Source organism: Streptomyces sp. NPDC001732, from assembly GCF_053596315.1.
On the sequence record NZ_JBSFFY010000035.1, the window covers coordinates 71,587 to 83,704 of the forward strand.

Below are 12,118 nucleotides of genomic sequence, written 5' to 3' on the forward strand. Positions count from 1 at the left end.
CGGGCTAATCACCCTAGTGCCGCAACGAAGTCGACCGCTGCGTCGTTCCGCAGAGTCGCTCATCCTTCGGGGAATCGACCCTCGTCGAGGTCCTTCATCAACCGGTCCAGACGCCTTGCCGCGTCCGGGAGATCGTGCTTAGCCGCAGCCGTGATGACCAACAGCTTCCGGGACAGCGCCATCCTTACGCCCTCCGGGACTTGCAGTGCGCGCACTCTTGTGTGCGCTTCCTTCAATCGGTCGGCGACTTGGCCGTAAAGCTCGAGTTGGCTGTCGCGTTCCATGCACCGATTGTGCCATCTGGGGCGAGTTGTCGCCCGACGGGGTCTCAACAAGCGACTGCGCCCCCTACCAGAAGGCAGGGGGCGCAGTCCTGGAAACGCGCTGCTCAGGCGTTAATTGTACGCGGCTTGAAGGTCGGCCTTGCCACCTCATAAGCCGCGATGTCCGCTTCGTTCTGAAGGGTGAGACCGATGTCATCCAGCCCGTTCAGCAGTCGCCAGCGGGCGTTCTCGTCGAGCTCGAAGTCGGCGGTGACGCCCTCGGCGCGCACCTGGCGCTCCTCCAGGTCGACGGTGATCTCCGCCGTCGGGTCGGCCTCGGTCAGCTCCCAGAGCGCGTCGACGGTCTTCTGGTCGAGCACCACGGTCAACAGGCCGTTCTTCAGCGAGTTGCCGCGGAAGATGTCGGCGAAGCGGGAGGAAATCACGGCCTTGAAGCCGTAGTTCTGCAGCGCCCAGACGGCGTGCTCGCGGGACGACCCGGTGCCGAAGTCGGGGCCGGCCACCAGCACCGTGGCGCCTTCGCGCTCCGGGCGGTTGAGGACGAAGTTCTCGTCCTTGCGCCAGGCCTCGAAGAGTCCGTCCTCGAAGCCGTCGCGGGTGACCTTCTTCAGCCAGTGGGCGGGGATGATCTGGTCGGTGTCGACGTTGCTGCGGCGCAGCGGGACGGCCCGGCCGGTGTGCGTGGTGAAAGCTTCCATGGTTATCGAACTCCGGCGGGCGTACGGGCGTCGGACAGGTCGGCGGGCGAGGCCAGGCGGCCCAGCACGGCGGTGGCGGCGGCGACCTGCGGGGAGACCAGGTGCGTGCGGCCGCCCTTGCCCTGCCGGCCCTCGAAGTTGCGGTTCGAGGTGGAGGCGGAGCGCTCGCCGGGGGCCAGCTGGTCGGGGTTCATGCCGAGGCACATCGAGCAACCCGCGTGCCGCCATTCGGCGCCGGCGGTGGTGAAGACCTTGTCCAGGCCCTCCTCGACGGCCTGGAGGGCGACCCGGACGGAGCCCGGGACGACCAGCATCCGCACCCCGTCCGCGACCTTGCGGCCCTCCAGGACCGCGGCCGCGTTGCGCAGGTCCTCGATCCGGCCGTTGGTGCAGGAGCCTACGAAGACGGTGTCCACATTGATCTCGCGCAGCGGCTGCCCGGCGGTCAACCCCATGTACTCCAGGGCCTTTTCGGCCGCGTTCCGCTCCGAGGCGTCCTCGTACGAAGCGGGGTCGGGGACGTTCGCCGACAGGGGCGCGCCCTGGCCGGGGTTGGTGCCCCAGGTGACGAACGGCGCCAGTTCGGCGGCGTCGATGACGACCTCGGCGTCGAAGACCGCGTCGTCGTCGGTGCGCAGCGTCTTCCAGTACGCGACGGCGGCGTCCCAGTCCTCGCCCTGCGGGGCGTGGTCGCGGCCCTTCAGATAGTCGAAGGTGGTCTCGTCCGGGGCGATCATGCCCGCTCGGGCGCCGGCCTCGATCGACATGTTGCAGATGGTCATCCGGGCTTCCATCGAGAGCTTCTCGACGGCCGGGCCGCGGTATTCGAGGACGTAGCCCTGGCCGCCGCCGGTGCCGATGCGGGCGATGATCGCGAGGATCAGGTCCTTGGCCGTCACGCCGTCGGGCAGTTCGCCCTCGATGGTGATCGCCATGGTCTTCGGGCGGGCCATCGGCAGGGTCTGGGTGGCCAGGACGTGCTCGACCTGGCTGGTGCCGATGCCGAACGCCAGCGCGCCGAAGGCTCCGTGCGTGGAGGTGTGGGAGTCGCCGCAGACCACCGTGGTGCCGGGCTGGGTCAGCCCCAGCTGCGGGCCCACGACGTGCACGACGCCCTGCTCCACGTCGCCCAGCGGGTGCAGCCGTACGCCGAACTCCGCGCAGTTCTTGCGCAGGGTCTCCAACTGGGCGCGGGAGACCGGGTCGGCGATCGGCTTGTCGATGTCGAGGGTGGGGGTGTTGTGGTCCTCGGTGGCGATGGTGAGGTCGAGGCGCCGCACCCGGCGGCCGGCCTGCCGGAGGCCGTCGAAGGCCTGGGGACTGGTCACCTCGTGCAGCAGGTGCAGATCGATGAAGAGGAGGTCGGGCTCGCCCTCGGCGCGCCGGACGACGTGGTCGTCCCAGACCTTCTCCGCGAGTGTCCTACCCATCGCTTTCCCTTCGGCCGGCGTCTTCGCCGGCCCAACTAGAGATTTCGGTGTGCCGCCGCCCTGACCCCCGTGCGGGGCGGTGGCAGACGGGCCGTTGTGTGGCCGCCCCTCCAGGTTCGCAACTTCCGCCGAAAATTGAACTTGCGTTTCACAGAGTGAGACGGGAGTATCGTCGTATGGACAACTCTAGCGGCGTCGGCGTTCTCGACAAGGCGGCTCTCGTACTGAGCGCTCTGGAGTCCGGTCCGGCCACCCTCGCCGGGCTGGTCGCGGCGACCGGGCTCGCACGGCCCACGGCCCATCGACTGGCCGTGGCACTGGAACACCACCGCATGGTGGCGAGGGACATGCAGGGCCGTTTCATTCTCGGCCCCCGGCTGGCGGAGCTCGCGGCCGCGGCCGGCGAGGACCGTCTGCTGGCCACGGCCGGACCGGTGCTCACCCACCTGCGCGACATCACCGGCGAGAGCGCGCAGCTCTACCGCCGACAGGGCGACATGCGGATCTGCGTGGCGGCGGCGGAGCGGCTGTCCGGCCTGCGGGACACCGTGCCGGTCGGCTCCACGCTCACCATGAAGGCCGGTTCGTCGGCCCAGATCCTGATGGCCTGGGAGGAGCCGGAGCGCCTGCACCGCGGCCTCCAGGGCGCCCGCTTCACTGCGACGGCGCTCTCGGGCGTACGGCGCAGGGGCTGGGCCCAGTCGATCGGCGAGCGCGAGCCGGGCGTCGCCTCGGTCTCGGCTCCTGTGCGCGGCCCGTCGAACCGGGTGGTCGCCGCCGTCTCGGTCTCGGGACCGATCGAGCGGCTGACCCGGCACCCGGGCCGGATGCACGCCCAGGCGGTCATCGATTCGGCGGCCCGGCTCAGCGAGGCCCTGCGCCGCAACGGCTGACGCGTTCGACAACTCCCCGGCCGCCCCAGCGTCGTGGCGGCCTCCGTCGCAGCCTCACTCCGCGGACGAGCGCGATGCGCGAGACGGTCCGCCGCCCGACGGCCGCGCCGCTCGCTCGGCAGCACCCCGGCCCCTCCTGCGACGTCGAGTACCTGACCGAGCAGGCCCGGCCGATGCATCAAGTCGCCGTCCAGAACCTGGACATGATGGAGAGGTACCCCACCGAGGAAGAGCCGGTGCGGCGGTACGGCCTCCGAGTACGAGAGGCACGAGCAGAAGGGCCCTTCGCCGGAGTGAAGGGCCCTTCTGTTTCTTTCCGTTGTACCCCCGACCGGATTCGAACCGGCGCTACTGCCGTGAGAGGGCAGCGTGCTAGGCCGCTACACAACGGGGGCTTGTTACTGCTGTTGCATTTCTGCGCTGGGCTACCAGGACTCGAACCTAGAATGACGGTACCAGAAACCGTAGTGTTGCCAATTACACCATAGCCCATGGTGTTACCCGTACCCCCGACCGGATTCGAACCGGCGCTACTGCCGTGAGAGGGCAGCGTGCTAGGCCGCTACACAACGGGGGCCCTAGCGATCCTGCATCGAGACCGTGGGTGCGACCCAGATGATCTCGCGGGAAGGATCTGTACCCCCGACCGGATTCGAACCGGCGCTACTGCCGTGAGAGGGCAGCGTGCTAGGCCGCTACACAACGGGGGCTTGTTACTGCTGTTGCATTTCTGCGCTGGGCTACCAGGACTCGAACCTAGAATGACGGTACCAGAAACCGTAGTGTTGCCAATTACACCATAGCCCACCAAAACTCAACCCCTGGAAGGGATTTTGTTCGGCTTGCGCTTCCCGTTCGGTTCTTCCGTTCCTCTCGGGCGGCGCAGGAAGAACATTACCCGAAGGTGTCCGGCGCTCCAAAACGGGTATCGCCCGCCAGCAGACCGGGCAGCTGATCGAGCCCGGTGATGCGCACCAGTTCGGGCCGTCCGCCGCGCTCCGAGCGGTCCAGCCAGATCCCCCTCAGTCCCGCGGCGCGGGCGCCCCGGGCGTCGATGTCGGGCTCGTCCCCCACGTACGCGACCTCCCGCGGCTCCAGGGCCATCGCCTCGCAGGCGGCGTGGAAGGCGCCGGCCTCGGGCTTGGAGACGCCCAGCTCCACGGCGCACACCACGGCCTCGAACCGGTCCCGCACCCCGAGCGTGCGCAGCTTCCGGTCCTGGTTGCGGATGCTGGAGTTCGACAGCACCCCGTGCCGGAATCCGTCCGCCAGCGCGTCCAGGACGGGCAGCACGTCGGGAAAGAGCTGCCAGGCGGCCTCGTAGTGGACCGCGTGCCGGCCGAACCAGTCGTCGGCCTCCTCGTCCTCCAGCGGCCGTGAGAGGAACTCCCGCACCCGGTCCCGGCGCTGCCCCTGGAAGTCGGTCTCCCCGGCCGCGAACCGCCCCCAGTGCTTGTCGGCGAGTCCCCGCCACGCGACGAGGGCCTGCTCGACGGATCCGTGCCCCTCGGGCAGGCCCTCCTGTTCGAGGTGCTTGCGCATGCCGACGCGGTCGGCGCCGGTGTGGTCGAAGATCGTGTCGTCGATGTCCCAGAGGACCGCGCGGATCGTCATGCGGCTCAGCGTATGGGCCCGTCCCGCGGACGAGGAGGGCGCGGAAACGGCGGGAGGGGGCGGACGGTCGTGATGACCGTCCGCCCCCTCCCGCGGGCGCGTACCGGACGCTCCGGCTTTACCCGGTGAGCTTCACCGGGGCCGCGTCCTCGATGTGGAGGACCGGGGTGCCGCCGCGGTGCCGGGCGAAGGCGTGGTCGAACAGGGCGGTGCGGACCGGGCCCACGGGGATACCGGCCGGGGAGGGACAGGAACGTCCCCGGGGCGTCCCCCTGGCCGAGCGGAGCCGAGAGCTACAGGGCAGGCGCGTCAACCACGCTTGATCACCTTGTTGGTGAGAGTGCCGATGCCCTCGATGGTGACGGCGACCTCGTCGCCGACCTGGAGGGGGCCGACCCCTGCGGGAGTGCCGGTGAGGATCACGTCGCCCGGGAGCAGCGTCATGGCTTCCGTGATGTGGACGACCAGATCCTCGATCGAGCGGACCATCTCGCTCGTCCGGCCCAGCTGGCGCTGCTCGCCGTTGACCGTCGCCTGAATGGTCAGGTCACCGGGGTCGAGGTCGGTCTCCACCCAGGGGCCGAGCGGGCAGGACGTGTCGAAGCCCTTGGCCCGCGCCCACTGCTTCTCCCGCTTCTGGACGTCGCGGGCGGTGACGTCGTTGGCGCAGGTGTAGCCGAAAATGACGTCCTTCACGCGCTCGCGGGGCACTTCCCGGCACATGCGGCCGATGACCACGGCCAGTTCGGCCTCGTGGTGGAGCTCCTGGGAGAAGGAGGGGTACTCGATGGCGTCGCCGGAGCCGATCACCGAGGTGGTGGGCTTGAAGAAGGCGACGGGGACGTCCGGCACCTCGTTGCCCAGCTCCTTGGCGTGCTCCGCGTAGTTGCGACCGATGGCCACGACCTTGTTGGGGAGCACGGGCGGCAGGAGGCGGACCTTGCTCAGCGGGACCTTGGTGCCGGAGAGCTCGAACTCGGCGTACGGGATGCCCTTGATGATGTCGAGGACGAGACCGTCGGGCCCGTCGCCCTCCACGGCGCCGAAGGCGACATTGCCGTCGATGGAGAACCTGGCGATGCGCACGGGATGCTGTCGCCCCTCACTTGTGCTGGCTGGCTGAAGACTGACACTCCAGGCTATCGCCCCGCCCCGCGGAGCACGCCCCGGCGCGGGGCGCCGCCCGGCGCGTACGGGGGCAGGCCGCGCGGAGCCCTCGATGGGTCCACCGGGGCTCCGGGACGGCGCCGTGGATACGGGGCCGGGCGGCGCGGGAAAGGAACGGCACGGAAAGGGGGCGGCGGGGTCGCGGACCCGCCGGAAGGGAGCCGCGCAGCCGTGCCGCGCGCTCGTGCCGGTCGGCCCTGCTCCTCGGGCTATTCCGGGGACGCGGCGGTGACCGGGGCCGTCATGAGGATGGTGCGGCGGGGGTTGGCCGTCTGGTTCGGCAGGTCGACGGCGTGCTCCCGCAGTTCCGGCGTCCCCAGCCCCTCGGCGTCCTTGAGGTGCGCCAGCGTGGTGCGGCGGGGGTTGGCAATGTTGCGGAACATCGTCGTCTTCTTCATCTGCCGTTCGGACCCTGTCGGTACGGGCGCCGCCCGGAGGGGCGCCGGTTGTCGGATTTGCCATCCCTGTAAAGCGCCAGGCTAAGCATCCAATTCCCTCCGCGAGCCCGGAAGAGACGGCGATCATCATGTGAGTTTGCTCACGAACGCTCCGGCAAATGCCCCATTTCAGGCGATCGATCGCCGCACTCGAAACGGACATTAGGTCACTGAATGATCCATTCCGCTCCCGATCATGCCGACTGGGACACCTGCCACCTCCCGCCGTTCCGTCCGTAATGAGCGCATTCATCCATGATCACGCTCCACTGCTTGTTACTCATTCGTCACAACGTGTCACCCGGGTTGCGGCCGGGTACGGGGCCCTTGTTGGAGATCCGGCACTGTGCTGGAATTCCACGCACCGCCGCAGGTTTCAAACCGGCGCGCAGGGGGCGCAACACAGCGCCGAGTGGCGGCGGAAAGGGGAAGAACGCCGGTCACTCACGACCACCAGGGGGCGGGTACGACGCCCCATGACGCCGACACCGTTCCACCGCCTCGTGCGGCGGGACGCCTGGTCCAGAGGTTGCGACGCTAGTGCAGGGACGTTTCAAGAGGGATGGCAGCGCTGCGGCGGAGCAGGAGCCGCACGGCGGGACCGACCGCGGCTCCTCGCCCCAGCACGCCCAGAACCCCGGACCGGCCGCGGCCGGTGACAACGGCGACCGCGCCCAGAACCCCGGCGCCACGACCGAGGGCGGCACCGATACCGCCCCCTCGTCCAAGTCCCAGACTTCCGCCACCAACGGCTCGCGCGTCGCTCTTCGCAACTGGCGCATCAGCACCCGTCTGGTCTCCCTGCTCGCCCTTCCCGTGGTCGCCGCGACCACGCTCGGTGGTCTGCGGATCAACGACTCGATGAACGACATCCAGCAGCTGGACCACATGCAGCTGCTGACCAAGATGACCAAGCAGGCGACCTCGCTCGCCCAAGCGCTCCAGGAGGAGCGCGACCGCTCGGCCGGTCCGCTGGCCAACGGCGTGAAGGCCGACGACTTCAAGGTCACCGAGCCCCGCAAGAAGACCGACCGGGCCAAGACCGCCTTCCTCGACTCGACGACCTCGATCGGCGACACCTCCGGTGACGACGCCCTGGAGGGCATCTACGCCAGCGTCAACCAGATCGCGACCCGGCTGGCCGACATCCGCGAAATCCGCAAGACGGCCTACGGCAAGGACACCCCGAGCCTCTCGACCGTCGACAAGTACAGCCAGCTGATCGGTTCACTGCTGAGCCTCTCGCAGGACATGGCGCAGGCGACCAGCAACTCGGAGATGATCAAGCGGACCCGGGCGCTGGCGGCCTTCTCCTCCGCCAAGGAGTACGCCTCCGTCCAGCGGGCGATCATCGCCGCGGCGCTGCCCGGCGGCAACGACAAGCAGCCGCACCTCGACCAGGACGACCGGCAGTTCGGCAAGTCCGCGCTGGACAAGGAAGATTCGGCGCTCCGCTCCTTCAAGGCCGTGTACGACGCGACCGGCAACAACGCCGAGGAGCTGACCGCCACGCTGGACGAGGGCAACCCGGAGATCAAGGCCGCCAACGCCTACGCCAGGAAGGTGCTGACCAACCCCACGGGCATGGCCAACACCACCCGGCGTTCCTACCTGGACTGGTACGACCAGAGCTCGACCAAGATCCAGGCGATGAAGACCATCGAGGAGACCCTCCTCAGCGACATGGAGGGCAAGGCCCGCGAGCTCCGCGACGAGTCGAAGCGCGAAGCGATCATCAGCGGTGCGCTCATCCTGTTGGTGCTCGGCGTCTCGCTGGTCGGCGCCTTCGTCGTCGCCCGGTCGATGATCCGCTCGCTGCGGCGGCTCCAGGACACGGCCACCCGCGTCGCCCAGGACCGGCTGCCCGAGCTCGTCAAGCAGCTCTCCGAGGCCGACCCGCAGGACGTGGACACCTCGGTCGAGTCCGTCGGTGTGCACTCCCGGGACGAGATCGGCAAGGTGGCCGCGGCCTTCGACGACGTGCACCGCGAGGCCGTCCGTCTCGCCGCCGAACAGGCCCTGCTCCGGGGCAACGTCAACGCGATGTTCACCAACCTCTCGCGCCGCAGCCAGGGCCTCATCCAGCGTCAGCTCTCGCTCATCTCCGAACTGGAGTCGCGCGAGGCCGACCCGGACCAGCTCTCCTCGCTGTTCAAGCTCGACCACCTCGCGACCCGCATGCGCCGCAACGGCGAGAACCTCCTCGTCCTCGCGGGCGAGGAGCCGGGCCGTCGCTGGACCCGTCCGGTCCCGCTGGTCGACGTGCTCCGTGCCGCCGCCTCCGAGGTGGAGCAGTACGAGCGCATCGAACTGGCGGCGGTGCCCGCGACCGAGGTCGCCGGCCGCGTCGTCAACGACCTCGTGCACCTGCTCGCCGAGCTGCTGGAGAACGCCACGTCGTTCTCCTCGCCGCAGACGAAGGTCCGGGTCACCGGTCACGCGCTGCCCGACGGGCGGGTCCTCGTCGAGATCCACGACACCGGCATCGGCCTCTCCCCCGAGGACCTCGCCGCGATCAACGAGCGGCTCGCTTCTCCGCCCACCGTGGACGTCTCGGTCTCCCGCCGCATGGGTCTGTTCGTGGTCGGCCGGCTGTCCCTGCGGCACGGCATCCGGATCCAGCTGCGGCCCTCCGACTCCGGTGGTACGACCGCGCTGGTCATGCTGCCGGTCGATGTCGCGCACGGCGGCAAGCAGCCGGCTCCCAAGCAGGTGCCCGGACAGCAGTCCGGCGTCCCCGGCAGTCTGCTCGGCGGTGGCGGCGCCCCCGGCGCGGGCGCCGGTTCCCGTCCCGGTATCGGCGGTGCCCCCTCGGGCCGGACCGCCTCGGGGCCGGGTACCGCGCGCGGTCAGGTCGGTGCGGGCTCCGCGCCGCGTGCCGCGCTGCCCTCGCGCGATGTCGGCGCCCGGCAGCAGGGCCGGCAGGACCCCGCTCCGCAGCCCGGCACCGGTCCGCAGGACGTCTTCCGGCAGGAGTCGCAGCGTCAGGGCGGCGGTCTCGCCGGTGCCTTCGGCGGCGCCAGGGCCGGCGGTCGCGGCCAGGGCGACGGCGCGAGCCGTCCGGAGTCGGGCCGGCCCGACCTGTTCAGCCAGAACCGCCAGGACCAGAACCGTCAGGGGCTGGGCCGCCAGGACCAGAACGCCCCCGCCCCGTGGCAGCAGCCGCAGCAGCCCCGGCCCCAGCAGGCCCCGGCCGGTCCGGGCGGCTTCCAGCGGCCCGGTGGCCAGGACGAGCGCGGCCTCCGGCTGCCCCCGGCCGGTGGTCCGCGTGCCGAGCTGCCCGGTGGCAACCCCGTCCCGCAGCGCCCCCAGACCACCAGTTGGGGCGCCGAGGAGCCGTCCGCGCCGCGGCTCGGCCCGCCGGACGCCCCGCGCGGCCACGAGGAGACCGAGTCCACCGGCCAGTTCCGGCGGCCGACGAACCCGCAGCTGCCCTCGCGGCCTGCCCCGGACGACCGGGAAGGCCCCGCTTCCACCGCCGAGTTCGCCCGTCCGGACTTCTCGGCCCCGGCCCCGCAGGCGTACGCGCCGCAGGACCTGTCCGGGCAGGACCCGGCGAGCACCGCGCAGTTCGCCCGCCCCGATTTCTCGGCCCCGGCCCCGCAGGACCCGGCGAGCACCGCGCAGTTCGCCCGCCCCGATTTCTCGGCCCCGGCCCCGCAGAGCCCGGCGGACACCGCGCAGTTCGCCCGCCCCGACTACGGACAGCCGCAGCCCGCCCGGTCGCAGGACCTGGACGCCTCGCTCCGGCACGGTCCGGAGGGCGACGAGGACTTCGGCGCCCCGCGCCCGCCCGCGGACGACGCGCAGTACCGTCCGGTCCTGCCGTCGCAGCCGCAGGCCGAGGCGCTGCCTCCGGTGGTCGGGCCCGGGGACGGTCGTACGCCGCTGTACGACACCCTGGAGACCAACTGGTTCCACAGCCCGCACCAGGACGGGCGGTCCTCGGCCCCCGAGCCGCAGCAGGCCTTTGAACCGCAGGCATCCGCGTCCCTCCCGCAGCGGCCGGCCCCGGAGCGCCCCGCTCCCGAGGCGCCGCACGCCACTGCGGAGGACACCGGGGCCACACCTGCCTGGCGCCCCTCGCCGAACGACGAACTCGTGCGGCAGGCGGAGCGGGTCAAGAAGCCCGCGGCGGGCGGAATCACCACCTCCGGACTGCCGCGCCGAGTACCCCGCGCCAACCTGGTGCCGGGCACCGCCCAGCAGCAGAACCACCAGTCCGGTCCTCAGGTCTCGCGCGCGCCCGACGACGTGCGCGGGCGGTTGACCAATCTCCGCCGGGGCATCCAGCAGGGTCGACAGGCCAACAACAACCAGTCGACCGGCAGTTTCCCACTCGGCCCCACTCACCAGCAGGAGCGTTAGTTGAGCCCGATGAGTCAGGCCGCGCAGAATCTGAACTGGTTGATCACCAACTTCGTGGACAACACCCCCGGGGTGTCCCACACGGTGGTGGTCTCCGCCGACGGACTCCTGCTGGCCATGTCCGAAGGTTTTCCCCGCGACCGCGCCGACCAGCTGGCGGCCGTCGCCTCCGGGCTGACCTCGCTGACCGCGGGCGCCTCCCGCATCTTCGAGGGCGGCGCCGTCAGCCAGACAGTGGTGGAGATGGAGCGCGGGTTCCTCTTCCTGATGTCCATCTCCGACGGTTCCTCGCTGGCCGTTCTCGCCCACCCGGACGCCGACATCGGCCTGGTCGGGTACGAGATGGCCCTGCTGGTCGACCGTGCGGGCACCGTCCTGACCCCGGACCTCCGCGCCGAGCTCCAGGGCAGCCTGCTCCACTAGGCGGCCATGGACCGATGACAGATTCGATCGACCCAGCCAATGCCCTCATCCCTCACCCGTCCGGCCGCTTAGAGCCCCCCACCGGCCCCTTCAGACGGCAAGACGACGCACCGCTGTCACGCCCGGAGGATTCATGACCCCGCCACCCGCCTCATCCGATCCGTACGGCGCGTTGAACCACGCGTCGTACGACGGTGAAGGCGACCAGCCACTGGTCCGCCCGTACGCCATGACCGGTGGCCGGACCCGGCCGCGCTACCAGCTCGCCATAGAGGCGCTGGTGTCCACCACGGCCGACCCCGCGCACCTGGGGACGCTGCTTCCCGAGCACCAGCGGATCTGCCACCTCTGCCGTGAGGTCAAGTCGGTGGCCGAGGTCTCGGCGCTGCTGTCGATGCCGCTCGGGGTGGCCCGGATCCTCGTCGCGGACCTGGCGGAAGCCGGCATGGTGGCCATTCACCAGCCGGGCAACGGAGAGGCCGGCGGCGCGCCGGACGTGACACTGCTCGAAAGGGTGCTCAGTGGACTTCGCAAGCTCTAGCGGCGGTGCGGCCCGTGCCACTACCTCGGCGAAGATCGTGGTGGCAGGGGGCTTCGGCGTGGGCAAGACCACGTTCGTCGGTGCCGTCTCGGAGATCAACCCGCTGCGCACCGAAGCCGTGATGACGTCCGCCTCCGCGGGCATCGACGACCTGACGCACACCGGCGGCAAGACCACCACCACGGTGGCGATGGACTTCGGTCGCATCACCCTGGACCAGGACCTGATCCTGTACCTCTTCGGTACCCCGGGGCAGGACCGTT

At 70.5% G+C, this 12,118-nt stretch carries 11 protein-coding genes, 5 tRNA genes and 1 pseudogene; 5 read left to right on the forward strand and 12 right to left on the reverse strand.

Going from position 1 to position 12,118, the window contains the following annotated elements; genetic code table 11:
* Positions 1-59 precede the first annotated feature (59 nt).
* The 3 genes from ACWCXX_RS27275 to leuC all read right to left on the reverse strand — a co-directional run bounded on the left by ACWCXX_RS27275 (position 60) and on the right by leuC (position 2,412).
* Positions 60-284 carry an SCO5555 family protein gene (locus tag ACWCXX_RS27275; RefSeq protein WP_451131644.1) on the reverse strand — a complete coding sequence of 75 codons (225 nt, stop codon included), beginning with the start codon at positions 282-284 and terminating at the stop codon, positions 60-62.
* A 104-nt stretch (positions 285-388) separates the two neighbouring features.
* Entirely contained in the window at positions 389-982 is a 594-nt protein-coding gene (gene leuD, locus ACWCXX_RS27280; protein WP_451131646.1) for a 3-isopropylmalate dehydratase small subunit, read from the reverse strand.
* Between the two features lie 2 nt (positions 983-984).
* Complete coding sequence (gene leuC / locus ACWCXX_RS27285) at positions 985-2,412, reverse strand: 3-isopropylmalate dehydratase large subunit (RefSeq protein ID WP_451131648.1); 1,428 nt, start codon at positions 2,410-2,412, stop codon at positions 985-987.
* A 176-nt stretch (positions 2,413-2,588) separates the two neighbouring features.
* Here leuC and ndgR point away from each other — a divergent pair, with 176 nt between their 5' ends.
* Complete coding sequence (gene ndgR, locus ACWCXX_RS27290) at positions 2,589-3,305, forward strand: IclR family transcriptional regulator NdgR (RefSeq protein ID WP_030928691.1); 717 nt, start codon at positions 2,589-2,591, stop codon at positions 3,303-3,305.
* Positions 3,306-3,627: 322 nt separating this feature from the next.
* On the opposite strand, the gene ACWCXX_RS27295 is transcribed toward ndgR, so the two are convergent.
* The 9 genes and pseudogenes from ACWCXX_RS27295 to ACWCXX_RS27335 form a co-directional block, all read right to left on the reverse strand.
* Positions 3,628-3,700, reverse strand: a tRNA-Glu gene (locus tag ACWCXX_RS27295).
* Between the two features lie 25 nt (positions 3,701-3,725).
* Positions 3,726-3,797: transfer RNA gene (locus ACWCXX_RS27300), tRNA-Gln, on the reverse strand.
* A 12-nt stretch (positions 3,798-3,809) separates the two neighbouring features.
* A tRNA-Glu gene (locus ACWCXX_RS27305) sits at positions 3,810-3,882 on the reverse strand.
* A 60-nt stretch (positions 3,883-3,942) separates the two neighbouring features.
* A tRNA-Glu gene (locus ACWCXX_RS27310) sits at positions 3,943-4,015 on the reverse strand.
* A 25-nt stretch (positions 4,016-4,040) separates the two neighbouring features.
* Positions 4,041-4,112 (reverse strand) — tRNA-Gln (locus tag ACWCXX_RS27315).
* Between the two features lie 87 nt (positions 4,113-4,199).
* Positions 4,200-4,919: an HAD family hydrolase gene (locus ACWCXX_RS27320; RefSeq protein WP_451131650.1), complete on the reverse strand. Its 720-nt coding sequence runs from the start codon at positions 4,917-4,919 to the stop codon at positions 4,200-4,202.
* Positions 4,920-5,064: 145 nt separating this feature from the next.
* Positions 5,065-5,223 (reverse strand): annotated as a pseudogene (locus tag ACWCXX_RS27325) (glutamate--tRNA ligase family protein); the annotation flags it as partial.
* A gap of 5 nt (positions 5,224-5,228) precedes the next feature.
* On the reverse strand, positions 5,229-6,005 hold the full coding sequence (locus ACWCXX_RS27330; RefSeq protein WP_451131652.1) for a fumarylacetoacetate hydrolase family protein: 777 nt from the start codon (positions 6,003-6,005) through the stop codon (positions 5,229-5,231).
* 290 nt (positions 6,006-6,295) lie between these two features.
* Entirely contained in the window at positions 6,296-6,484 is a 189-nt protein-coding gene (locus ACWCXX_RS27335) for a hypothetical protein (RefSeq protein ID WP_451131654.1), read from the reverse strand.
* 579 nt (positions 6,485-7,063) lie between these two features.
* Here ACWCXX_RS27335 and ACWCXX_RS27340 point away from each other — a divergent pair.
* The 4 genes from ACWCXX_RS27340 to ACWCXX_RS27355 all read left to right on the forward strand — a co-directional run.
* Positions 7,064-10,891, forward strand: coding sequence for a nitrate- and nitrite sensing domain-containing protein (locus ACWCXX_RS27340; RefSeq protein WP_451131656.1), 3,828 nt, complete (start codon positions 7,064-7,066; stop codon positions 10,889-10,891).
* Between the two features lie 9 nt (positions 10,892-10,900).
* Complete coding sequence (locus ACWCXX_RS27345; RefSeq protein WP_006127850.1) at positions 10,901-11,314, forward strand: roadblock/LC7 domain-containing protein; 414 nt, start codon at positions 10,901-10,903, stop codon at positions 11,312-11,314.
* A gap of 133 nt (positions 11,315-11,447) precedes the next feature.
* Entirely contained in the window at positions 11,448-11,855 is a 408-nt protein-coding gene (locus ACWCXX_RS27350; RefSeq protein WP_451131658.1) for a DUF742 domain-containing protein, read from the forward strand.
* Positions 11,836-12,118 (forward strand): GTP-binding protein (locus ACWCXX_RS27355; RefSeq protein ID WP_351003482.1); only part of this gene is annotated, 283 nt, incomplete at its 3' end. The genes ACWCXX_RS27350 and ACWCXX_RS27355, both read left to right, overlap by 20 nt.